Here is a 24476-nt window from a genome sequence, read left to right as displayed (position 1 = left end):
GGCGATCCACGACAAGATTGACAACCAGTTACCCATTACGTAAATTGGTTGTCAATTTATCGCACATCCCGACCATGACGAAACCCGCCAAGCTGACTGCCGTCGCGCTGTCCGTCTTCCGCCTGAACGGCCTGTTGATCGAATGGGGCAATACCTTTGCCGCACCGCACGGCCTGACCAGCGCGCGCTGGCAGGTGCTGGGCGCCATCTCGATGGCGCCGGAAGCCCCGAACGTCCCGCAGATCGCCGACGCCATGGGCATCACGCGGCAGGCCGTCCTGAAACAGATCAACGTGCTCGTGGAAGAAAGGCTGGTGCAACCGCTGCCGAACCCGACGCACAAGCGCTCTCCGTTGTACGCGCTGACCCCGCGCGGTACCGCGGCCTACCAGGCGGTGGTCGGGCAATGGCAGCAGCATGTCCGCGACATCGCCGGCCAATTCAGTTCGGCCGATCTCGATGCGGCGATTCGCGTGCTGTCGACGATGTCCGGCGCTCATGCGCCGAACGGGCAGGCGTGATCGCGCCATCGCCCCAATTACTTGCAGGAGTGCTCCATGCCTCGTTTCAAACCGATGGACCCGGCCTTTCCGATCCAGCAACAGCTCGGCATCGACGCGCAACCCGTCGTCCTCGTCAACGTCTTCACGCTGGATCCGGCCGACGAAGCGGATTTCCTGGCCGTGTGGAAGGACGACGCCGAGTTCATGAAACGGCAGCCCGGATTCATTTCGACCCAGCTTCATCGCGCACTCGGCGACAGTCCGACTTACTTCAACTACGCGATCTGGGAATCGACCGACGCGTTTCGCGCGGCCTTCACGCATCCGGCGTTCGTCGCGAAACTGTCGGCTTATCCGTCGTCCGCCGTCGCGAGCCCGCACCTGTTCCAGAAAGTCGCCGTGGCAGGCGTGTGTACCGCGTGAGCCGATGCGCGAGCCGGCACGACGCACGGTTTGCACGCGGTGCCGCGCCACGCGATCGCCACGCGGACTTCTCCACAGAAAATGTTGGCAAGCTTGTGGATATCCTGCGCACCGCGACGCTAAGCCCTTGATCCGACGGACTTTGGCACGCGTGATGCAGACGCGGCGCGCGCCGCGCCCGTCACACGCGCCGGTTCGCCGCACTTCGCATCACGATGCCACGTCGATGCGCGTTCGATACACGGCGCGATCGCCGCGCCACTTACCCACAGAAAATGTTGGCAAGCTTGTGGATATCCTGCGCATGCATCGCCTAACCCGTTGATCGGCCAATGATTCATGCGCCGCGCCACCGTTGCGGCAGCGCGCGGTCCGCTCACGCGCGCAATCGGACGATCCGGCGCAACGGCGCGCCCTGCACGCGGCTTGACGTGCGTGCATGCGACGCGTCAGGATCACACGAGCCGCACGCGGCCGCGCATCTCGAGACTGCGCGCGGCGTGCGGGCCGTTCGGCCCGCATCGTACAACGACACATCATCCGAGGAAGGCCATGGAACACTTCACCGCAGGGCAGTTGATCGTCTCGCTCGTGCTCGTCGCGATCGTCGTCTATCCGTATGTCCGGATCGTTCGGCGTACCGGGCATTCAGGCTGGTGGATCCTGACGATGTTCGTCCCGGTCCTGAACTTCATCATGTTGTGGGTTTTCGCATTCGCGCGCTGGCCCTCGGTCGACGATCGGCATGGCTGAACATCAAGCGGGCTTGTCCACAGATTGTGTTGGCAAGCATGTGGATAGCCTGCGCATACCACGCACAAGCGCTTGATCCGAAAGGTTTTGTCCGTGCTGCTTCGAACCGTGCAGGCAGGCCTGCGGCACGCGAGCGCCGTGCCCGCTGCGCGATGAACGAGACCGCTCGCGGGCTTGTCCACAATTTTTGTTGGCAAGGATGTGGATATCCTGAGCATGCGTGACCTAAGTCGTTGATCGCACAACGTTTCGACGTGCCGGTCACGCCTGCGGCACGGCGCGCCTCCATCGCTTCGTCCAGCCATCGATGAACGCACGCCGCGCCGCCCGCTCAGGCGAACGTCGCGAGCGCGATGCGCGCGGCGGCCGCGATCACGTCGTCCTTCGCCTTCGCATCGGCACGCGCCTGCGTGTAGTACACGACGAGCACGATCGGCGCGCGCGACGGCGGCCAGATCACGCCCGCGTCGTTCGTCGTCCCGTAGTCGCCGGTGCCGGTCTTGTCGGCCACCTGCCACCCGGCCGGTACGCCCGCGCGAATCCGCTTGTCGCCGACCTTGTTGCCGCGCAGCCACGCGACGAGCTGCGCACGCTGAGCAGGCGGCAGCGCGTCGCCGAGCGTAAGCACGCGCATGCTCGCGGCCATCGCGTCGGGCGTCGTCGTGTCGCGCAGGTCGCCCGGCAACGCGGTGTTCAGTTCGGTCTCCCAGCGATCGAGCCGGAACGTGTCGTCGCCGATCGAGCGTGCATACGCGGTCACCGCCGCCGGCCCGCCGATCAGCTTCATCGCCAGGTTCGCGGCCGAGTTGTCGCTGTACTGGATCGCCGCCTCGCACAACTCGGCGACGGTCATCCCGGTGCCGACGTGCTTGCCCGACACCGGCGAGTAGTTCACGAGATCGGACTGCGCGATCGTCACGCGCTGCTGCAGCAGCCCCGGGTGCTCGACGCTCTGCGCGAGCACCGCCGCGCTCAACATCGCCTTGAACGTGCTGCAGAACGGGAAGCGTTCGTCCGCGCGATGCCGCGCGTGCCGGCCGCTCGCGGTGTCGATCGCGCACACGCCGAGACGACCGCCCGCGGCGCGCTCGAGCGCGGCAAACGACGTCGCGGACGAAACGTCCTGCCCCGCGGCCGGCGGTGACGCGCACGCGGCGACGGTCAGGACGAGCGGCGCCGTCGCGGCGGCCAGCAACAGGGTTCGACGTTGCGATGAGTAGGTCATGTCGTGTCTCTCGTGGTGGAGTGGATGCGGAACGGCCGGCCGGCGAGACAGCACTATCGTGACTTTACGGTTGCCTGACAAGCAACGATAATTGAGCGCTGACACAAGAAATTCTTATGACTAAGCTCCGCCCTCATCTTCCGCTCAATGCGTTGCGCGCATTCGAATCGTCGGCGCGCCACCTGAACTTCACGCGTGCCGGCCTCGAGCTGAGCGTGACCCAGGCTGCCGTGAGCCAGCAGGTGCGCTCGCTCGAGGAGCGGCTCGGCTGCGCGCTGTTCACGCGGCTGCCGCGCGGCCTCGGGCTCACCGACGAAGGGCGCGCGCTGCTGCCGGTGCTCAGCGACGCATTCAGCCGGATCGAGACCGTGCTCAAGCAATTCGAGGGCGGACGCTTCCACGAGGTGCTGACGCTCGGCGCGGTCGGCACCTTTGCCATAGGCTGGCTAATGCCACGGCTGAAGCGCTTCGGCGACACGCACCCGTTCGTCGAGCTGCGGCTGCGGACCAACAACAACGTCGTCGACCTCGCGGCCGAGGGCCTCGATTTCGCGATCCGCTTCGGGGAAGGCAACTGGCCGGCGACGCGCAACGAGCGGCTGCTTGACGCACCGCTCACCGCGCTGTGCGCGCCGGAGATCGCGCGGCGCCTCGCACGGCCGACGGATCTCGCGAACGAAACGCTGCTGCGCTCGTACCGCACCGACGAATGGCTCGGCTGGTTCGACGCCGCGCAGCTCGAACCCTGGCCCGTGAACGGGCCGGTGTTCGATTCGTCGCGACTGATGGTCGAGGCCGCGATGCAGGGCGCGGGCATCGCGCTCGCGCCGGCCTGCATGTTTGCGCGCGAACTGCAGCTCGGCCAGCTCGCGCGGCCGCTCGACATCGACGTGCGCGCGGGCGGCTACTGGCTCACGTCGCTGAAGTCGAAGCCGCTCACGCCGGCCATGACGCTGTTTCGCGACTGGATCGTTGCGGAAGCGGCCGACGCGGCGCCGGTCGAATGATGAGGCCCTGCTTGTCCACAGATTTTGTTGGCAAGGATGTGGATATCCTGGGTACCCGGGGCCTAACCCGTTGATCGCGCACGAATTACCGCGCCGATGCACGTATCGGGCAGCCCGTGCCATCTGGAGCTTGAACGCAACGGCCGCCGCGCGGCGGATCCTCAACCATCAGGAAGCAATCACGTCAGACTTATCCACAGATTTTGTTGGCAAGCCTGTGGATATTCCACCAATGTGACACGTAACATCCTGATACAAAAGGGGATTCAGTAGATCGGGCCAGACAGGTCAATGACGCGGCATCGTTTGCGACCTCGCGGCGCGCACCCTGCGCACCGGCACGGGGGCCGGACGGTTCTCCACAGATTGTGTTGGCAAGCTTGTGGATATCCTGCGCACCGGCCGGCTAACTCATTGAGCGCACGGGGTTTTGTGCGCGCCACGCAAGATTGTGCAGCACCGGCGCAGGCCGTGCGGCCGACGCCGGCGCTGCCGGCTCATCAATGCCGATCGAGCCCGCTGCGCAATTCGCTCGCCTTGTCGCGCAGCGCCTCGTATCCGGAGCGCGCATGTTCGGGCAGGTCGGGATCGCCGATCAGCGCGCCGAGCGTTTCGATCAGGCTGAACAGGATGCCCTTCGCCGCGCCAGCCGCGATGCTCTGCGACTCGATCGACTTGTGCAGGTGGTCGACCGCCGCTTCCAGATTCTCGAGCTTCTGCTCGCCGTCGTCGGGCCGTTTATCGGTCGTCATCGTAGGTGCCTCCGCCATCGTTCAAGGGTCATGTCACGATTCTATGCCGCTGCGCGCGGACATGGCGCGACATCGCGCAACGTCCGTGCAGGCTGCCGCATCACTACAGCACCGCGACCACCTTCACCCGCCCCGGCTGCGCGGCCGCCGCGAAGACCTGGCCGTCGACGCGCCGGAACGTCAGCGATACGGTCTCGTCGCCGACCCGCAGTTCGTCGATGCGCAGCCAGTCGACGCCTTCGGGCAGCGTCGGGCGTTCGACACGCACTTCGTGGCGCGCCGCGTCGACGCTCACGCCGAGACAGGCCTGCAGCATCATGAACGGCGCACCGGCCGCCCACGCCTGCGGCAGGCACGCGACCGGATACGCCGTCGGCGGCTCGCCGCGCCGGCGCGGGAACCCGCAGAACAGCTCCGGCAGCCGCATCTCGAAGCTGACCGCGGCTTCGAACAGCGCGCGCAGCAGGTTCACCGCCGCCGTCTTGTCGCCGTAGCGCGCGAGCCCGCGCGCGATCAGCGCATTGTCGTGCGGCCACACCGAACCGTTGTGATAGGCCATCGGATTGAAGCGCGGCTGGCCGGCCGCGAGCGTGCGAATGCCCCAACCCGTCTGGAACAGCGTCGAGCCGAGCACGCTGGCGACCGCCGCGCCACGCCCGGCGTCGGGCAGTCCGAACGCGAGCAGATGGCCCGCGTTCGACGCCAGCACGCGGCACAAGTCACCGTGACCGTCGAGCGCGATCCCGTAGAACTCGGACTCCGGCATCCAGAACAGTGCCTCGACCTGGTCGCGCAGCGTCTTCGCGCGCAACGCATAGCGCGTCGCGTCAGCCGCGTGTCCACGCCGGTGCGAGCACATCGACATCGCATCGAGCGCCGCGCACGCATACGCCTGAACTTCGACGAGCGCGATCGGGCCGTCGGGGAAGCGGCCGTCCGCGTGGAACACCGAATCGTGGCTATCCTTCCAGCCCTGGTTCGCGAGGCCGCGCTCCGACGTGCGCTGGTAATCGAGCAGCCCGTACGGATTGCGGTCGCACTTGTCGATCACCCACTGCGCGGCGCGCTCGAGCGCGGGCCACAGCTCGTCGATCAGCGCATCGTCGCCCGTGTGTTCGACGTACGCCCCCGCGAGCACGAGGAACAGCGGGGTCGTATCGACGCCGCCGTAATAGAGCGCGAACGGCACCTCGCCCGTCGCAGCCATCTCGCTGCGGCGGAATTCGTGCATGATCTTGCCGGGCTCCGCATCGCGGAACGCGGACGTCTCGCGCGCCTGGTGCTCCGCGAGAAAGCGCAGCACGCCGCGCGCGAGCGACGGCTGCAGCCACAGCATCTGCAGCGACGTGATCACCGCGTCGCGGCCGAACGGCGTCGAGAACCATGGAATGCCCGCATACGGATACGGCCCGGTGTCGAGCTGCGTCGTGAGCAGCCCGAGATCGGCGAGCGACCGGTCGAGCCATGCGTCGAACAGCGGATTGCTGGTGTTCACGCGCGCCATCGCCTCGCGCCGCGAACGCATCTCGCGATGCACGCCGACGAGCGCGGTGCGCAGCGCGACGCGGCCGCATCCCGAGCCTTCCCCGTCGCGCGCGGGGCCGAGCGTCGCGTCGACGGTCAGGTAGATCGACACGCACGCCTGCGCGGCGATCGTCAGCGTGTAATCGGCGCGATCGACCGAGAGCGCGTCGGGTGCCGGCGAGAAATGCACGGTCACGTTGCGCTCGACCTTGTCGAGGCCGTCGTAACGCAGCCGCACCGCACCGGCGTCGACGCACGGCGCGGCCACCGTGCCGCGCTTCGGGCGCTGCGTGCCGCGCACTTCGAACATGTCCTTGAAATCCGCCGCGAACGACAGCGACAGCGGCACCTCGGCCTCGCTCGCGCCGTAGTTCGTCAGCGTCAGCGCTTCGTGCAGCACGTCGCCCGCGAGCACGCGCATCCGTTCGATGTGGATCACGCCCTCGGGCGTCTCGCGGCCGCCGAGCGGCGGCAGCGGGCGGTTCGTCAGGTGTGCGGTAAACGACGCGTTGTCCGCGCTCGTCGCGCCCGACAGCAGCGACGGCGCACGGCCGCCGAAGGTCAAACGCCATGTCGACAGCACGCGCATGTCGTCGACGAACAGGCCGTCGTCATGGCCGCCGATGTCGCCGAGCGCATCGCTGACCACGAATGCGTCGCCGGATTTCAATACGTACTGGTTGTTGCGTGCGAGTGCCTGCGGATCGGCTTCGGGCGCGATGAACGCGGGGCCCGTCGCCTGGGTCGGGGGAACCGGCGCGACTTGCGGCGCCTGCGTCGTGGTGGCTTCGGCGTGATTCGGCATCGATGCTCCTGTGTCGAGGCGCAACGCGCGGTGCGCGTCGCGTGTTTCGCACAGGATAGGCCAGAACCGGGGGGGCGCGCAGCGACGAAAAAGACGCGGCCCCCGCGGCGTTGCCGTCGCCGCACCGGGCCGCGCACAGGCACATCAGGCGACGGTCAGAACTTCCACAGGATGTTGCCGAGCACCGCGTTGTCACGCACGCCGCTGCCGTACTGGCCGCTGAACGTGAGGCCGAGTGTCAGGCGCTTCGTGATGGTCGCGTCGATGCCCGCTTCGAGCACCGCGCTGTCGCGAGCAATCGGCACGCCCGATACCTGGAACGACGTACCGCCGTTCGCGAACGTGAACGCCGACGACGGCTGCACGTTGCCGAACGCGTGCCGCCAGCCGACCGTCCCGCGCGCGGTGAACGTGCCGAACTGCGACGCGGCACGCACGCCGAGCGTCGAGAAACCGACGTGGGTCGTCTGGCCGCCGGCCCGCAGCGCGGCCGCACCGCCGCTTTCCGTATAGCCGTCGGTATGCAGGTTCACGTAGGCAAGACCCGCGAACGGTTCGAGCGCGACCGGCCCGACCGGCAGCGCGTAGCCGACTTCGCCGAACACCTGCGCGGAATTCGCGTTGTAGCCGGCCGAATCGTGGTCGGAGAAGCCCGCGAAGCCCGGATAGCGGTCGCTGTTGATCCGATACCACGTGTACGACGCGCCGCCGCGCACGCCGAGCGCACCGTACTGCGCGCCGCCGTACAGCGACAGGTAGTAGCTGTTGACCGACGCCGACGAACTCAGGTCGTTGTCGAGCGAGCTGTGCGTGACGCCGGCGGCCAGGCCGGCACGCCACTTGTCGTTGAGCGCCATGTCGGCACCGGCGATGAAGCCCGTCATGCTGCGGTTGATCGCCGACGTGTTGCCGTCGCCCGCGAGCCTGCTGCGGCCGCCGAATGCCTGCCCCCAGACAACCGGCTGATAAGGCGTGCCGCCATGGCAGCCGGCCCGCGAGCCGATCCGGCGCTCCGGCGACAACGTCGGGTCGGTGACACCGGCCGTGTTGTCGCCGCACAGCGCGGCGCCGCCCGACGACAGCGCCGCGAGCGGCCCCGATCCGGGCGCGAGGCCCTGGCGCACACGATCGGTCACGGCATCGCGCACGTAGCGGCTGTCGAGCAGCAGCATGCTCTTCAGGCTCGCCTGCAGTTCGCCGTCGAGCATCCCGTACGCCCGGCGCGCGGTGGCCGCATCGGTCGTCAGCACCGTGTCGTACAGCGGGTTGCCCGCACCGAGCGCACCGATCGCGGTCGCGACCGCGCGCTGGTTCGGCGTCGTCGCGACATCGGTCAGCGACGTGCCGTTCGCGACCAGTTGCAGGTACACGTGGTCCGGATCGTAGCTGAGCGTCGGCATCAGGAACGCGTAGTTCGAATTCACCTGACTGAACGTGCCCTGCACGCCCGACGACGCGCTGAGGATCGTGTACTTCGTGGTCGGCTGGTAGCTGGCCTGGTTCGCGAGCACCTGCACGGTGCCGCCGTTCAGCGTGGCCGTGCCGCTCGCCGCGACGCTGCCCGCCTGCTGCGGCGTGACCGCGACCTGCAGCGTCGAGCCCGGCTGGAACGTGACGTTGCCGGCGACGTTCAGCGCCGCGCCCGGCTGCGACACGGCCGCGAACGCGCCGCTCTGCACGACGAGGCCGCCGACCGTGCCGGTGCCCGTCAGCGTCGCGCCGTTCTGCACGGTCACGGTCGACTGGCCGAGCGAACCGTCGACGGCGAGCGTGCCCGCGGCGACGGTGGTGGGGCCGCTCAGCGTACTGGTGCCAGTCAGCGTCAGTTGTCCGCTGCCGGCCTGGGTCAGCGAGCCGGTGCCGGACAGCACGCTCGCGAGCGTCACGTTGGCGGACTGGTTGAAGATCAGCGCGCCGTTGTCGACGACGTTGCCGACCACGCTGCCCGACGAGCCGCCGTTGCCGAGCTGAAGCGTGCCACCCGCCGCGATCGTCGTGCCGCCCGTGTACGTGTTGCTGCCGGTCAGCGTCTGAATGCCGGTGCCCGCGACCGTCAGGCCGCCGGTGCCGCCGATCACCCCGCCGAACGTGCCGCTGGCGGTTCCGCCCAACGTAAGCGCGTTGCCGCCGAGACTCACGTTGCTGCCGGCCACGCCCGACAGCGCACCGAGCGTTTGCGCACCCGACGCGCCGCTCAGGTCGAGCGTCGCGCCGGTGCCGGCGAGGTTCACCGTGCCGGCCGCCGCCAGGCTGCCGCCCGCCCCGAGCGCCAGCGTGCCCGCGTTGATCGTCGTGCCGCCGGTGTACGTGTTCGCGCCCGTCAGCGTCGTGGTCGCCGCGCCGTTCTTCACGAGCGCACCCGTGCCGGAGATCGCGCCGCTCAATCCGAGCGCATTGCTGCCGCCGAGCGTCAGCGTCGCGCTCGTGCCGAGAGCGACCGCATTCGTCATCGACAGGTTTGCGTTCGTATCGAGCGTGGCCGCACCGCCGACGTTCAGCGCGCCGGTACCGAGTGCCGATGCGTTGCCGAGCACCAGGCCGCCACTGTTGAGGCTCGTGCCGCCCGAATAGGTGCTCGCGCCGTTCAGCGTCTGCGTGCCGGTGCCCGCCAGCGTCAGGCTGCCGGTCCCGCCGATCGCACCGCTGAACGTGCCGCTGCCCGTCCCGCCCAGCGTCAGCGCGTTGGCGCCGAGATTCACGTTCGTGCCGCTCACGCCCGACAGCGCGCCGAGCGTTTGCGCACCCGACGCACTGCTCAGATCGAGCGTCGCGCCCGCGTTCGCGAGATTCATCGCGCCGGTCGCCGCCAGGCTGCCGCCCGCACCGATCGCCAGCGTGCCCGCATTGATCGTCGTGCCGCCCGTGTACGTGTTCGCGCCCGTCAGCGTCGTGGTCGCCGCGCCGTTCTTCACGAGCGCGCCCGTGCCGGAGATCGCGCCGCTCAATCCGAGCGCGTTGCTGCCGCCGAGCGTCAGCGTTGCGCCCGCGCCGAGATCGACTGCGTTGGTGACCGACAGGTTCGCGTTCGTATCGAGCGTGGCCGCACCGCCGACGTTCAGCGCGCCGGTGCCGAGTGCCGCGGCGTTGCCGAGCACCAGGCTGCCACTGTTGAGGTTCGTGCCGCCCGAATAGGTGCTTGCGCCGTTCAGCGTCTGCGTGCCGGTGCCGGCCAGCGTCAGGCTGCCGGTGCCGCCGATCGCACCGCTGAACGTGCCGCCGGCCGTCCCGCCCAGCGTCAGCGTATTGGCGCCGAGATTCACGTTCGTGCCCGCCACACCGTCCAGCGCGCCGATCGACTGCGGCACCGTCGCAGCGCTCAGGTCGAGCGCCGCGCCCGCGTTCGCGAGATTCATCGCGCCGGTCGCCGCCAGGCTGCCGCCCGCGCCGATCGCCAGTGTGCCGGCGTTGATCGTCGTGCCGCCTGTATACGTGTTCGCGCCCGTCAGCGTCGTGGTCGCCGCGCCGGCCTTCACGAGCGCACCCGTGCCGGAGATCACGCCGCCCAGCACGAGTGCGTTGCTGCCGCCCAGTGTGAGCGCCGTGCTCGCGCCGAGATCGATCGCGTTGCCGATCGACAGGTTCGTGATCGCATCGAGCGTCGCCGCGCCGCCGACGGTCAGCGTGCCGGAACCGAGGGCCGCGGCATTGCCGAGCGCGAGGACGCCGGCGTTCAGCGTCGTGCCGCCCGTGTAGTTGTTCGCGGCGTTCAGCGTCAGCGTCGCCGCGCCGTTCTTCACGAGCCCGCCGCCGCCTGAGATCGTGCCGCCGAGCCCGAGATCGGTGCTGCCGACCAGTGTCAGCGTCGTGCCGGTGGCAACGTTGATGCCGTTCGCGAGCGACACGTTGGCGGTCGCATCGAGCGTCGACGAGCCGTTGACGTTCACCGCGCCCAAGCCCAACGCCGTGTTGCTGCCGACGGCCAGGTTGCCGCCGTTCAGGTTCGTGCCGCCGGTGTAGACGTTCGTGCCGGTCAGCGATTGCGTTCCGGGGCCCGACAGCGTCACGCTGCCCGCGCCGCCGATCGTGCCCGCGTAGGTCGCATTGATGGTGCCGTTGAGCGTCAGCGAAGTGCTGCCCAGGTTCACGTTCGTGCCGGCCGCTCCCGCCAGCGCGCCGATCGTCCGTGCGCCCGACGCGCCGCTCAGGTCGAACGTCGCGCCCGCGCCGGTCAGGTTCACCGTGCCGGTCGCCGCGAGGCTGCCGCCCGTACCGAGCGCGAGCGTGCCGGCGTTGATCGTCGTGTCGCCCGTGTACGTGTTCGTGCCGTTCAGCGTCAGCGTCGCCGCGCCGTCCTTCACGAGGCTGCCGGCGCCGGCGATCGCGCCGGACAGCGCAAGCGCGTTGCTGCCACCGACCGTCAGCGTCGTGCCGGTGGCGAGATTGACCGCGTTGCCGAGCGTCACGTTCGTGCTCGCGTCGAGCGACGCCGCCGCATTGACGTTCAGCGCGCCCGCGCCGAGCGCCGTGTTGCTGCCGACCACCAGGCCGCCGCCGTTCAGGTTCGTGCCCCCCGTATACGTGCTCGCACCCGACATCGTCAGCGTGCCGCCGTCGTTCTTCGTCAGTGTGCCGCTACCCGTCACCGTGCCCGATAGCGTGAGCCCGGTCGCACCCTGCACCGTCAGCCCGCCCGCGCCGAGATCCACGTTGTTGGCGACGTTCAGCCCGGCCGTGCCCGCCTGCAGCGCACCGCCAGTGGCCGTGACGGTGCCCGTGCCGAGCGACGCGTTGTCGTTGATGATTGCGACGCCGCCCGCGAGCGTCGCGTCCTGCGCGGTCGACGCGCCGTTGACGGTCCAGTTGCCGCTCGTGACGTCGAGATGATTGAAGTTGATGTAATTGTTGACCGCGATCGTGCCGTTCGCCGTAGCGCCCTGCTGCAGCACCAGCGTGTTGTTGCCGCCCGCGCCGCCGTCGACGACGCCGGTCGCCGCGACGCCGAGCGTGAAGGGGCCGACCGTGATGTTGAACGCGCCGCCCGTGCCACCCGCCGTATTGACCGACGAGCCGGTGACCGCGGTGAACGTGTTCGTGCTGTTGGCGCCCATCGACACGCCGCCGTTGATCGTGCCGGAGTTGACGAACGTGTTGCCGAGCCCGGGCGTGCCGCTCGAGCCGAGCGACACGCGCCCGGTGATCGTTCCGCTGTTCGACATGTTGACCTGGCCGCCACCGTAAGCGGCAACCACGGGCGCGTCCGCGCCGGACAGCGTCGCACCGACCAGCGGCGTGGAGCCGATCACGCCGGTGTTCGTGATGCTGGAGACGCCGCCCGTACCGTTCTGGACCGACAGCGCCATGCCCGTCACGCCGCTGATCGCGACGCCGGTCGAGCCCATCATCGTGCCGTTGTTGGTGATGGTCGTGGTGCTCGCCGACGCATTGCCGACCACCGTGCCACTCGACAGCACGCCGAGCCCCGAGCCGAGCGCCGAAGGATCGATCGTGCCGTTGTTGGTCAGCGTGACGCCGCTACCGGTCAGCGACATCGCGGTGCCGCCGACGCCCAGCAGCACGCCGACGCTCGCGCCGGGATTGACTGTGACGTTCAGGTTGTTGGCGCTGTTTGCATAGCTCGGCGCCAGCGGATTCGCGACGCCCGAGCAGGTCACCGTGGTGCCTGCCGTGCTGCAGGTCGCGTACGCGGGAACGATGCCCGCGCCGGACAATGCCAGAAAAACCCCCGTCGGCAACAGGAATCTCGGAAACGGCTCCCCGCTCTTCTTCGATTGCGCAATGTTCATGCTTCCCCTCGTGATCGGCATGGACGCTGAATCGGACCGGCGACAGCGGAAAATCCGGGACGCAAGCGTGCCCTCCGGCGGTCGCGGAACGACGTCGGTTTATTCGTGGATGAATTATTGGTTAATCGATTCTCGTTTGAGGATGCAAAACTAACCGGATGCCATGATCTTGACCCTTGTTTTTATGCAGCGACTTTCTGGTTGATTTGATTACCGCCCCTGCTTTTGTCAGACAAGGCTATATCAAAAAAACATGGTTTTCCAGTCGATGTTTCGTTATCTCAGAAGGGTCAATAGAATGCGTATTTTTTACTTGATGAAATGCGCAAAGTGACGGGTTTCCACGGATCTCCCGGTCACTCCGTCAAATCCGGCGCGAAGCTGCCGACGGAGCTCGATCCGTGAAAATGCCGATACCTCATAGACGGCTGATTTTCGCGGTGCAATATAAGTGACGGCTGCGGCAGTCGGTTCGATAATCCGGATCCATTTCATTTGCCAAATTGAAATCGCCGATTTTCAACATGCTTCCCGGCGGTTTCGGATCCGGCCCATGCAAAGGCGGCATTTGGAAATTAAAATGAAAGCCGTAAAATCGACCGAATCCCGGCCGGAACGCCGTGTTATGAAAACAGGCTCATCAGATAAAGCATCGGCCGGAACGACATGGGCCGTGCATCGGGATCGAGCCACAGGCGCAGCGCATAGATCGCGTACGCGGGCACTTCCCGCCAGCTCGAATAGATATCCCGCCACTGGAAGCTGTGCGGATACGCAGCGAAAATGTTCGCGGGCGCGATGCCGACCCGCTCGAACGCGAGGCGCGCCCGCGCGAGGTGGTAATACTGGCTGACGATCAGCACGCGCGACATCCGGTGCGCCTGCATGTACGCGCGCGTGTGCTGCGCGGTCGCGAGCGTGTTGTCGCCCTGGTCGTCGACGGCGATCCGGTCGGCCGGCACGCCGCGCGCGACCAGATAGTCGCGCATCGCGGTCGCCTCGTTCAGCCCGGGGCCGTCGATCGCGCCGCTGACGAGGAACGCCGGGCACTGCCCGGTGCGATAACAGCGCACGCCGACATCGAGCCGCGCCGCGAGCACCGGTTTCGGCGCACCGCCGTCGTCGAGCGCATTGCCGAAGATCACCGCGACGTCGGCCGGCTCGCTCGGCATCCGCATCCCGGTTCCGACGAGCACAACTGCTGCGACAATCCACAAACACGCGAACGCGGCCAGGACACGGCCGATCCGGGCCGCACGGCCCCGCTTGAAACGCTGGTTCAAAGGTATCGGACTCCTGGAGAAGCGTGCCGCCGGTTCGCACGGCACACGGCCCGGCATGCTGCCACGGCGCGCTCGCGCCTGTCCAGGTAACGAGGTCGACACGACGTGCCGAGCGTGTCCGGAGAACCCGGACGATGTTCGGCATGCAGGAAATCCGGGGTTCGAAAGGCCGGCAAGGAACGCCAATGCGCCGGCCCGGCCGGCGTCAATCCATCGGACACGTCGCGAGCCGCCCCTTCGCCTCCCCCGCGCCGCGCACCGCGCAGGTGGCCGGCTCGTCGGCGATCCGCGCGGTCAGTCCGGTCTCGTCGCGCAGCAGGCGTTCGAGGTCCGCGAGCAGCGCGCCGCCGCCCGTGAGCACTACGCCGCGATGCGCGATGTCGGTCAGGAGTTCGGCCGGCGCATTTTCCAGCACCGACTTCACCGCGCCGATCACCTGCTTGAGCGGTGCGGCCAGTGCGTCCGCCACGTCGTGGTTGGACAACTCGATCGACCGCGGCAGGCCGTCCGCGACCCCGCGCCCGATCGCGCGCGTCGACGTGCGCGGCACCGCGCTGGTTGCCGAGCCGATCGTATTCTTCACGCGCTCGGCTGTCTGCTCGCCAAGCAGCACGCCGTACAGGTTGCGCACGTGGTTGACGATCGCCGCGTCGAACTGGTTGCCGCCCACGCGGATCGCCTCGCGGTAGACGATGCCGCCGAGCGCGATCACGGCAACTTCGGTCGTCCCGCCACCGATATCGATCACCATCGAGCCGACCGGCTCGGTCACCGGCAGGCCCGCGCCAAGCCCGGCGGCGAGCGCTTCCTCGATCAGTTCGACGTCCGATACACCGGCCGCGAACGCGGCCTCGCGGATCGCGCGGCGCTCGACCGCCGTCGCGTCCGACGGCACGCACAGCGTGACCTCGACGCGGCGTCCGAAACGCGAACGCGTGCGCGACATGTCGATGAAGCGGCGGATCATCTGCTCGGCGGCGTGCGCATCGGCGATCACGCCGTGCCGCATGGGCCGCACGGCCTCCAGATGCCCCGGCTCACGGCCGAGCAGCGCCTTCGCGCGCTCGCCGACCGCTTCGAGCGTCGGTCGCGCGTCCGTCGCACCACCCTTGCGAAAGCAGACGACCGACGGCTGGTTCAGCACCACGCCGCGCTCGTGCGTATAAATCCGCGTACTCGCCGTTCCAGGGTCGATCGCAACGGGTTGCGCAAACAACTTTCCGAACAGCGGTGTCGACATATCAAGCCTTTTTTTGAACAAACCGGCCGAAACGGCCAGGCCGCGTCTCCGCGGCGCGCTTTTACCGCCCCATCATGGACTTAGCGGCAAATCGTTCCGGTACTTTAGACAATTCCGATGATTTTTTCGCGACGAGATTGCCGAATGTGTGTTTCGGCAGGTCCGCGGCTACGCATCGGCCTCTCGCGTCGCGCTTGTAAAACACGGTAATCTCTCGGTCTTGCCTGCTCCCGGCAGGCGTCCGACGCCCGATCACGCCAGGTATTCCTCCATGACAGCGACCGCTTTTCCCCGCTGGCTCGGGGTGCGCCAACTGGGCGCAACGCTCGTTGCGCTCTGGTGCTGCACCGTTGCCGCGCAGCCCTTGCCGGCAGCCGACACCGCCCCCGGCACCGCGACGGCGGCCACTTCCGCCGCGCCGGCCGCCGCCCCCACCGCCAGACCCGCGCCGACCTGCAACGCCGACGGCGGTCCGGCCGGCCGGCCGGCGATCGGCCTCGTGCTGTCCGGCGGCGGCGCCCGCGGGTACGCCCACCTGGGCGTGCTGAAAGTGCTCGAGGAGAACCGCATTCCGATCGATTGCATCGCCGGCACCAGCATGGGCGCCGTGGTCGGCGGCCTGTATGCGAGCGGAATGGCCGCCGACGAGATGCAGAAGCAGCTGTCGGAAGTGAACCTGGCCGACATCGCGTTCGACGTGACCGACCGCGCGGACCTGCCGCAAAGCAGCCGCGAGGACGAGCGACTGTACATCAACAGCCTTACACTGGGCTTCGGCAAGAAAGGCGTGAAGGCGCCGGTCGGCCTCGTGCAGGGCAACCGGCTGCAGGCGCTGCTCGCGAACTGGACGGCCGCCGTGCCGACCAATCAGCCGTTCGACCAGTTGCCGATCCCGTATCGCGCGGTCGCAACCGACCTGCAGACGGGCCAGATGGTCGTGCTGGACCGCGGCTCGCTGCCGCTCGCGATCCGCGCGAGCATGGCGATGCCCGGCCTGTTCGCGCCGGCCGAGATCAACGGCCGCGCGCTCGTCGACGGCGGCCTCGTGAGCAACCTGCCGGTCGACACCGCGCGGCAGATGGGTGCGAAGGTCGTGATCGCCGTCGACATCGGCTCGCCGCTGCGCCCGCTCGACGCGCTCGCGTCGCCGGCCGACGTGATGCAGCAGATGGTCGGCATCCTGATCCGCCAGAACGTGACGTTGCAGCGCAAGCAACTCGCCGCGCAGGACGTGCTGCTCACGCCCGACCTCGGCGCGCTCGCGTTCACCGATTTCCAGAACGCGAAGCAGGCGATCGCCGCCGGCGCGGCCGCCGCGACCGCGGCGCTCCCGCGGCTCAGGCACTTCGCGCTCACGCCGGAACAGTACGCGGCCTACCGGTCCGCGCATGCGCAGCCGCTGCCGCCGCCGATCCGCATCACGCGGGTCGAGATCAAGACGACCGGCGGCGTGCCGAAGCGCGTCGTCAGCGACGCGCTGCACGTGAAACCGGGCGACACCTACGATCCGGCGACCGTCAGCCAGGACCTGCTCGGGCTGACGACCGGCGGCAATTTCGAGAGCGTGACGCAGCAGATCGTGAGCCACGGCGACGAGAACGTGCTCGAGATCGATGCGCGGGAGAAATACTGGGGGCCGAATTTCCTGCTGTTCGGCGTCGGGATGTCGAGCAGCTCGACCGACGAGGGCGGCTTCCGCCTGCACATCGGCTACCGGCGGCCGTGGCTCACCGAATCGGGCCTCGAGTTCCGCGCGGACACGACGATCGGCAGCGATCTGCAGTCGGCGCGCGTCGAATTGCGCCAGCCGTTGCCGGCCGCATACGGCTTGTACATTTCGCCCTACGCGGAATATCAGCGTCGCTACGTGAACCTGTACGACAACAGCGGCGAGGTGAAGCTGAATCAGTACTTGATGCAGACGGCGCGCACCGGGCTCGACTTCGGCCTGCCGATCGCCCGGCTCGGCGACTTCCGGATGGGTATCGGCTACGCGACCGGGCACGGCTCGCCGAACTACAACCTGCCGTTCCCGTTCGATGACGGCAGCTCGACGCTGATATGGCCGAGCTTCACGTCGCAGGCGCTGACCGCGCGGGCGCGGCTCGTCATCGATCAGCTCGACGATCCGATGTTCCCGCGCCGCGGCTACTACGGCGAATTCCGTGTCGAACGGTCGCTGTGGTCGCACAACAGCCAGTCCGCGGAGGACCTCGCCGATACGTCGAACACGCCTTACACCGAGCTCTACGGCAAGGCGATGATCGCGCAGCAGTTCGGCCGGCACAGCGTCAGTGCAACGATCGAGGGCGGCAAGAGCATCGGCGGCACCAACCTGATCAACGCGTTCAACTTCACGCTCGGCGGATTCCAGCATCTGGCCGCGTATGCGGCCGACCAGCTGACCGGCAATGAACTCGCGTACGGTAACGTGACGTACATGAACCAGCTGATGACGTTCAACGCGTCCCCGATCAAGGCGCTGTCGGTCGGCGCCAGCGCGGAAGTCGGCAATGTGTGGACGAGCGGCGTGAAGGTCGGCGGCGGCACGCTCAAGCAGAGCTACACGTTCTTCACGAGCCTGTCGACCGCATTCGGTCCGCTGTACATGGGTGTCGCGCTCGCGCCGGGCGGCCGGCGCAACATCTACCTGCAGCTCGGCCGCACGTACTGACGGCGCTCAGATCGGCCAGCTGATCTCGAAGCGCGCGCCGCCGAGTTCGACCGGATCAACCACCGCGATCCGGCCGTTGTGCGCGTGGAGCACCTGCCGCGTGATCGCGAGGCCGAGCCCGTAGCCGCCGGTGCGGCGGTCGAGGCGCACGAACGCGTCGAAGATCCGCTCGCGCTCGCTCTCCGGCACGCCCGGGCCGTCGTCCTCGACGAAGATCGCGATGTTGCCGTGCTCGAGCGCGATCCCGACGACGATCCGCGACGCCGCATATTTGCTCGCGTTGCGCAGCAGGTTGCGCATCGCGTACGACATCAGCCGCCGGTCCATCTTCACGCGCAGGTCCGACGCGATCGCGATGCGCGACTCGATCGCGCGCTCCGGATACAGCAGTTGCGCGTCGCTGACCTGGTGCTCGAACCACGCGACCGGCGCGGTCAGTTCGAGGTTCGACTGCAGCGAGCTGTATTCGAGCCGCGCATACGTGAGGCTCATGTCGATCAGCTCCTCGAGCTCGGTCACGTCCTGCGCGATGCTCTCCAGCGCACCGTGGTATTCGGCGGCGGAGCCCGGTTCGCGCAGCATCTCGAGCGCGAAGCGCACGCGCGCGAGCGGCGTGCGCAGCTCGTGCGAGATCCCGTTCGTCAGGTCGCGCTGCGCCGCGATCAGCCGCTCCATGCGCATCGCGAGCGCATTCAGCGTGCGCGCGAGCGGGCCGATGATCACGCTGTGCGACTCCCGCGCGCGCGTGTTGAAGCGGCCGCCGGTGAAGTCGATCGCGCGCTCGCGCACCATCACGAGATCCGACCAGACCGGCCGCATCCACCGATATGCGGCGAGCGCGGGCGCTGCGAACACGAACGCCAGCACGATCCAGATATCGCCCGGCAGCGCGTCGAACGCGTGCCACACGACTTCCGGCGACAGCACGACGCACAGCGCGAGCGCCGGCACGAGCGCGGTCAGCAGCACGAGGCCGAGCAGATGCAGGTAGGTCCGCACGTACAGGCGCGACCAGCTTGGAATGCGGTCGGCGCGCGTGTCGGTCCACGCGCGGCGGAAATGCAGCCAGCGCCATCTGACATAGCGCGGCGCCGAAAGCGGCGCTGCATCGGGGTGCGAACGGGTGCGTCGGATCATCGCGGCTTCCGGCTATCGTGCGATGCGGGGATGCGGCGGCCGACGGCGTCGTGCCGGGCCGGCGTCATTCCCACGCATGCTTGCTGAACTGGTAACCCTTGCTGCGGATCGTCTTGATCCGCTGCGGGTTGCCCGCATCGTCATGCAGCTTGCGGCGCAGCTTCGAGATGCGCCCGTCGATCGTGCGGTCGAGACCGTCGAACTCGACGCCGCGCAGCTGCAGCATCAGGTCGTCACGGCTGACGACTTCTCCCGCATGGCACACCAGCACCCACAGCAGGTCGAACTCGGCCGACGTGAGGTCCGGCGAGCCGCCGCCCGGCAGCACGACCGAACGGTCGGTGCGGTCGATCGAGAACTGGCCGAACGTGTAGCGCTCCGGCTGCGGCGCGGCACCCTCGGCCGCGCGCGCGGGGACGCGGCGCAGTTGCGCCTTGATCCGCGCGAGCAGGATGCGCGGCTCGACCGGCTTGTGCACGTAGTCGTCGGCGCCGAATTCGAGGCCGAGCAGTTCGTCGAACGGCTCGTCGCGCGCCGTCACCATGATGATCACGCCGTCGTACTCCTTGCGCGCCTCGCGGCAGATCTCGAAGCCGTCCTTGCCCGGCAGGTTCACGTCGAGAATGACGAGATCCGGGCGCGTGGACAGGATCGCCGGGACGGCGGCGTCACCGTGCAGCACAGTGTCGACTTCATAGTCGTTCTTGCGCAGGTAGCCGGCGATCAGTGTGGACAGGCGGGTGTCGTCTTCGACGAGCAGGATGCGAAAAGACATGGGCAACGGTCGGATCGTACGGGGAAACCGCGGCGGCGGCAGGCCTGCGCCGGCTGCCGGCCATCGGTCGAAACGTACCGCATGATACTGCGCCCACCGATTGCCCGTTTGAAGATCTGGAGAATAAGGGTGCGATGGTCGCCGCGCTTGACGAATCGGCGCCGAAACGGTTCCATACGGGCTCTCCGAAAACCGGGCCGCGCGCCCGCCCTGCCTCACACACGATGAATTACCAGTCGATCCTCGAACGCATCCATGCCGAACTCGCCCCCTGGATCGGCCAGGGACGTGTCGCCGACTACATTCCCGAGCTCGCTAAAGTGCCCGCCGACAAGTTCGGGATGGCCGTCGTGACGCTGGACGGAAACGTTTACACCGTCGGCGACGCGCAGGAGCGCTTCTCGATCCAGAGCATCTCGAAGCTGTTCGCTTGCACGCTCGCGTTCCAGCTGCTGGGCGATGCGCTGTGGGAGCGGGTCGGCCGCGAGCCGTCCGGCACCGCGTTCAATTCGCTCGTTCAGCTCGAAAGCGAGCGCGGCAAGCCGCGCAACCCGTTCATCAACGCCGGCGCGCTGGTCGTCACCGACGTGCTGTGCCGCCGCTTCGTCAAGGCCGAGACGGCGCTCGTCGAGTTCGTGCGGCGGCTGAACGGCGCGACCGACCTCGACTACGATTCGCGCGTCGCGCTCTCGGAACTGCAGCACGCGGAACGCAACCGCGCGATGGCGCATTTCATGGCGAGCTTCGGGAACATGCAGATGCCGCCCGACACGGTGGTGGACGCGTATTGCCGCCAGTGTGCGATCACGATGAACTGCGTCGAGCTTGCGCAAGCGGCGCTGTTTCTCGCGAACGGCGGCGTCGCGCCCGTCACTGGCGAGCGGGTCGTCGATGCGAGTTCGGCGAAGCGGTTGTCGGCGCTGATGTTGACCTGTGGCACCTACGACGCGGCGGGCGACTTCGTTTATCGCGTCGGCTTGCCTGCCAAGAGCGGTGTCGGCGGCGGGATCGTCGCGGTGCTGCCGGGTGACATGGCCGTGTGCGTATGGGCGCCGGGGCTCGATGCGAACGGGAACTCGCTGGCAGGGACGCTGGCGCTGGAGTGGTTGACGACTTATACGGGAAGGTCGATTTTTTGAGGGGGCGAGGTTGGGCGCGCGTCATTTGGCACAACGGCGGCAGGTGAAGATCGGCACACTCGAGCATTGAAATCGGGCGAATGAGCCGAAATCGAACGCTTCGCGGTGATCGCCGCGAACGACCGAAGGGAAAATACGTCCGGCCCGACAGTAATTCAACGACCTGCCAGCAAAGTTGGTGAGCAGCGGAAGCGTCATTTGATGCGCCATAGCAACGGCCTGAGAAATGCGGCATTTCCCCCAAACGCCTTGAAACCAGGTAGTTTCCGTTTGATTGCCGTTAGCATGGTTACTGAGCACCGCTAGCATCAATAAAGAACGCCAACAATAGGGACGCATCCCGCCCGCGTGAAAAACCGATTTCAGCTTTGGTTATGCGTGCGCCGGGAGTGCGCACGCGCATGCGTCCGGTCCCGGCTCGAAGCGCTCATTGCTGGATGCCCCAGCGGCGCACCGTCACGCGTTCGAGCGTATCGAACACGAGGTGCTCGACGAGCAGCCCGATCACGATGACGGCCGCGAGGCCCGCGAACACGCGGTCGGTATACAGCTCGTTGCGGTTCTGGAAGATGTACCAGCCGAGCCCGCCCTGCCCCGCGCTCGCGCCGAACACGAGCTCCGCGGCGATCAGCGTGCGCCACGCGAAGGCCCAGCCGACCCGCAGCCCCGACAGGATCGACGGCAGCGCGGCCGGCACGAGGATCAACGCGATTTGTCGCAAGCCCGTGAGGCCGTAGTTGCGCCCGGCCATCTTCAGCGTGGCCGGCACGCCGGCGAAACCCGTATACATGCTGAGCGCGAGCGGCCACAGCACCGCGTGCACCAGCACGAACAGCAGGCTGCCGGTGCCGAGCCCGAACCACAGCAACGCGATCGGCAGCAACGCGATCGACGGCAGCGGGTTGAACATCGACGTGAGCATCGCGAGCACGTCGCGGCCGATGCGCGTCGACACCGCCACTGACGTCAGCACGAACGCGAACAGCACCCCGAGCGCATAGCCGCGCAACAGCACCGACATCGAGATGCCGGTCTTCACGAGCAGTTCGCCCGACGCGATGCCCTGCACGAACGCGGCCAGCGTCGCGCCGAAGGTCGGCACCAGCAGGTCATTCGCGACGATGCGCGCGATGATTTCCCATGCGGCGATCAGCACGAGCGCGATGACGGCGCGGCGAAACCCGCTCGCGCCGACGATGCGGCGCATCAGCGGCACGGGCGCCGCGCGTTCGGCGTCGGGCGGCGTGTCGAGCGCATGGACGTATTCCGCGCGAACGGGCGGCAGCGGCGGCAGAGCCGGATCGATCGTGCTCATGATGCGATTGCCTCCGTGGCCGATGCTGCGCGGGTGACGTTCGCTTCGTCGGTATCGAACAGGAGATGATGAATGCGCGCGACGCTGTCGCGGAAGTCGCCGCTGCCGACGCTGTCGAGCGAATAGTCGTGGCTGTTGAGCTCCGCGCGCACGCGGCCAGGATGCGGCGACAGCAGCAGGATCCGGTTGCCGATGACGAGCGCCTCCTCGATCGAATGCGTGACGAACAGCAACGTGAAGCGGAGCTCGTCCCACAGGCGCAGCAGTTCTTCCTGCATCTTGCGACGCGTGAGCGCGTCGAGCGCGGCGAAAGGTTCGTCCATCAGCAGCACGCGCGGCTGCATCGCCAGCGCACGCGCGATCGCGACGCGCTGTTTCATGCCGCCCGACAGCGTATGTGGGTACGTATCGGCGAAGCCGGCGAGCCCGACCTTGTCGAGATAGTGCAGCGCGCGCTCGCATGCTTCGGCACGCGACAGCTTCGCGGCCGCACGCAACGGAAACGCGACGTTCTCGACCACCGTCTTCCACGGCGGCAATTGGTCGAACTCCTGGAACACGACGATGCGATCCGGGCCGGGCCCGTGCAAGGGCCGGCCGTCGAGCGCGATCGAACCCGACACCGGCTCGATGAAGCCGGCGATTGCCTTCAGCAACGTCGACTTGCCGCACCCGGACGGGCCGAGCAGCACGAAGCGGTCGCTGCCGTACACGTCGAAGCTGACTTGATGGGTCGCGCGGACGATTCGCGCGCCGCTCCGGTATTCGAGGCTCACCCGATCGATCGCCAGCAGGCGCTCGCTGGGTGCGCCGGCCGGTGCGGGGTGCGGCGCGGTTCGGCTCACCGTGCGCGCTGCGTCGGTAGGAGGAGGTACGGCCGGCGCAGCGGCACCGCGCGCCGCATACGGCGGCAATGCGATTCGGGGAGAAGTGGCGTTCACGATCGAAACTCTTGCGGGTAAAGCATCAACATACGGCGGCGCGGCGCGTGACCCAACCAACGATTGCACATATCGAAACCGCACCGACGCATAAGCGTCGATCGCGACGCGGGAACGCCACCGCCGTTCGACTGCAGTTCAACTGCCGCCGGCCGTCGCCGGATCGTCGACGAAGTAGTCGTGCCACGACTTCGGCTCGTTGCGGATCGCACCAATGCGATACATGAACTGCGCGAGCTTCAGCGTGTTCTGCGGCGCCGTCTTGAACTGCACCTGCGGATTGCGCAGGATTTTCAGCAGCAACGCGCGATCGATCTTCGATCCGTTCACGCGGATATAGGTGTCGGCCGCACGCTCGGGATCGGCCGCGATCTGGCGCGCGGCGTCGGCGAGCGCCGCGACGAATGCGCGATACGTCTTCGGGTTGTCGTCGCGGAATTTCCCGGTCGCGTACAGCACCGTCGCGGAACTCGGGCCACCGAGCACGTCGTACGAATTCAGCACGATGTGCGCGTTCGGATTGCCCGCGAGTTCCTGATCCTGAAACGGCGGATTGCCGAAGTGGCCGGTAATCACGTTGCTGTTCGCGAGGATCGCGGCCGTTGCGTCAGGATGCGGAATCGCCTGCGTGAGCGGATCGAGCCTGTCGAACTGCTTGTCGCCCCATTGCTTCGCGGCCGCGTATTGCAGCACGCGCGACTGCACCGACACGCCGACGGCCGGCACCGCGATGCGGTCCTTCGTGCTCAGGTCGGCGATCGTCTTCACGTTCGGGTTGCTGCTGACGAGGTAGTACGGAAAATTGCCGAGCGATGCGACGCCCTTCACGTTTTGTCGGCCGCGCGTGCGGTCCCATACGGTCAGCAACGGCCCGATGCCCCCGCCGGCGATATCGACCGCGCCCGACAGCAGCGCGTCGTTCACGGCCGCCCCGCCCGACAGCCGCACCCAGTCGACCTTGATGTCGACGCCGGTCTTGCGCCCTTCCTTCTCGATCAGCTGCTGGTCGCGCGCGACGTTCAGCATCAGGTAGACGACGCCGAACTGCTCGGCGATGCGGATGTGGCCTTCCGCATGCGCGGCTTGCGGCGTGCCCGCGGCGGCGAATGCCAGCGCGGCGGTGAGCGTGGCGGCCAGCGCGCGGCGCGCGGACAGCGTCGTACGGCACAGGGCCGCAGAAAGCGGAAACGACATCGGAACTCCAGTGAGAATGAGGCGGCAGAGAGGGCGCGACGC

Annotated in this window: 17 protein-coding genes; 6 read left to right on the top strand and 11 right to left on the bottom strand. The window is 67.7% G+C overall.

The features are described 5' to 3' along the window. Positions 1-74: 74 nt before the first annotated feature. The 3 genes from DIE08_RS05240 (at position 75) to DIE08_RS05230 (ending at position 1679) form a co-directional block, all read left to right on the top strand. The gene (locus DIE08_RS05240) at positions 75-521 is read left to right on the top strand and encodes a MarR family winged helix-turn-helix transcriptional regulator (protein WP_124901195.1); all 447 of its coding nucleotides are present in this window, start codon (positions 75-77) and stop codon (positions 519-521) included. 36 nt (positions 522-557) lie between these two features. Next, positions 558-926: an antibiotic biosynthesis monooxygenase gene (locus tag DIE08_RS05235; protein ID WP_059600158.1), complete on the top strand. Its 369-nt coding sequence runs from the start codon at positions 558-560 to the stop codon at positions 924-926. Between the two features lie 552 nt (positions 927-1478). Then, entirely contained in the window at positions 1479-1679 is a 201-nt protein-coding gene (locus tag DIE08_RS05230) for a membrane protein (RefSeq protein WP_044847905.1), read from the top strand. Between the two features lie 331 nt (positions 1680-2010). Here the strand turns inward: DIE08_RS05230 and blaPEN-bcc are convergent, their stop codons facing one another. Continuing rightward, positions 2011-2904, bottom strand: coding sequence for a PEN family class A beta-lactamase, Bcc-type (blaPEN-bcc, locus tag DIE08_RS05225; protein WP_124901194.1), 894 nt, complete (start codon positions 2902-2904; stop codon positions 2011-2013). Positions 2905-3020: 116 nt separating this feature from the next. Here blaPEN-bcc and penR point away from each other — a divergent pair, with 116 nt between their 5' ends. After that, on the top strand, positions 3021-3911 hold the full coding sequence (gene penR, locus DIE08_RS05220; protein WP_124901193.1) for a beta-lactamase transcriptional regulator PenR: 891 nt from the start codon (positions 3021-3023) through the stop codon (positions 3909-3911). 500 nt (positions 3912-4411) lie between these two features. Here penR and DIE08_RS05215 read toward each other — a convergent pair whose 3' ends face one another. From DIE08_RS05215 to DIE08_RS05195, 5 genes are all read right to left on the bottom strand, one after another. Continuing rightward, complete coding sequence (locus tag DIE08_RS05215; protein ID WP_059600328.1) at positions 4412-4663, bottom strand: hypothetical protein; 252 nt, start codon at positions 4661-4663, stop codon at positions 4412-4414. 103 nt (positions 4664-4766) lie between these two features. Beyond that, complete coding sequence (locus DIE08_RS05210; RefSeq protein WP_124901192.1) at positions 4767-6992, bottom strand: amylo-alpha-1,6-glucosidase; 2226 nt, start codon at positions 6990-6992, stop codon at positions 4767-4769. Positions 6993-7147: 155 nt separating this feature from the next. Beyond that, positions 7148-12736, bottom strand: a complete 5589-nt coding sequence (locus DIE08_RS05205) for an autotransporter domain-containing protein (RefSeq protein WP_124901191.1) — start codon at positions 12734-12736, stop codon at positions 7148-7150. 623 nt (positions 12737-13359) lie between these two features. Further along, positions 13360-14019 carry a YdcF family protein gene (locus DIE08_RS05200; RefSeq protein WP_124621941.1) on the bottom strand — a complete coding sequence of 220 codons (660 nt, stop codon included), beginning with the start codon at positions 14017-14019 and terminating at the stop codon, positions 13360-13362. Positions 14020-14224: 205 nt separating this feature from the next. Further along, a complete protein-coding gene (locus DIE08_RS05195) occupies positions 14225-15259 on the bottom strand; it encodes a rod shape-determining protein (RefSeq protein WP_124901190.1) in 1035 nt (344 codons plus the stop codon). A gap of 271 nt (positions 15260-15530) precedes the next feature. Between DIE08_RS05195 and DIE08_RS05190 the strand changes: the two genes are divergently transcribed. Beyond that, complete coding sequence (locus DIE08_RS05190; protein ID WP_124901189.1) at positions 15531-17933, top strand: patatin-like phospholipase family protein; 2403 nt, start codon at positions 15531-15533, stop codon at positions 17931-17933. A gap of 6 nt (positions 17934-17939) precedes the next feature. Here the strand turns inward: DIE08_RS05190 and DIE08_RS05185 are convergent, their stop codons facing one another. Together DIE08_RS05185 and DIE08_RS05180 are read right to left on the bottom strand one after the other, a co-directional pair. After that, positions 17940-19070: an ATP-binding protein gene (locus tag DIE08_RS05185; protein ID WP_059600167.1), complete on the bottom strand. Its 1131-nt coding sequence runs from the start codon at positions 19068-19070 to the stop codon at positions 17940-17942. A gap of 64 nt (positions 19071-19134) precedes the next feature. Continuing rightward, the gene (locus tag DIE08_RS05180; RefSeq protein ID WP_124621947.1) at positions 19135-19845 is read right to left on the bottom strand and encodes a response regulator; all 711 of its coding nucleotides are present in this window, start codon (positions 19843-19845) and stop codon (positions 19135-19137) included. 224 nt (positions 19846-20069) lie between these two features. Between DIE08_RS05180 and DIE08_RS05175 the strand changes: the two genes are divergently transcribed. Beyond that, a complete protein-coding gene (locus DIE08_RS05175; protein WP_124621949.1) occupies positions 20070-20984 on the top strand; it encodes a glutaminase in 915 nt (304 codons plus the stop codon). 427 nt (positions 20985-21411) lie between these two features. On the opposite strand, the gene DIE08_RS05170 is transcribed toward DIE08_RS05175, so the two are convergent. From DIE08_RS05170 to DIE08_RS05160, 3 genes are all read right to left on the bottom strand, one after another. Then, the gene (locus DIE08_RS05170; protein WP_124621951.1) at positions 21412-22299 is read right to left on the bottom strand and encodes an ABC transporter permease; all 888 of its coding nucleotides are present in this window, start codon (positions 22297-22299) and stop codon (positions 21412-21414) included. Further along, positions 22296-23240 (bottom strand): ABC transporter ATP-binding protein, encoded by a 945-nt coding sequence (locus tag DIE08_RS05165; protein ID WP_260436458.1) that lies wholly within the window; start codon positions 23238-23240, stop codon positions 22296-22298. The genes DIE08_RS05170 and DIE08_RS05165 overlap by 4 nt, the downstream gene beginning before the upstream one ends. A 138-nt stretch (positions 23241-23378) precedes the next feature. Further along, complete coding sequence (locus DIE08_RS05160) at positions 23379-24434, bottom strand: ABC transporter substrate-binding protein (RefSeq protein WP_124901188.1); 1056 nt, start codon at positions 24432-24434, stop codon at positions 23379-23381. Between the last annotated feature and the right edge of the window lie 42 nt (positions 24435-24476).

The organism is Burkholderia sp. Bp9004, assembly GCF_003858025.1.
In the GTDB taxonomy this organism is placed as follows: Bacteria; Pseudomonadota; Gammaproteobacteria; order Burkholderiales; family Burkholderiaceae; genus Burkholderia; species Burkholderia diffusa.
Note: the sequence above shows the minus strand (reverse complement) of the source record. Positions and strands in the feature narration are given on the sequence as shown.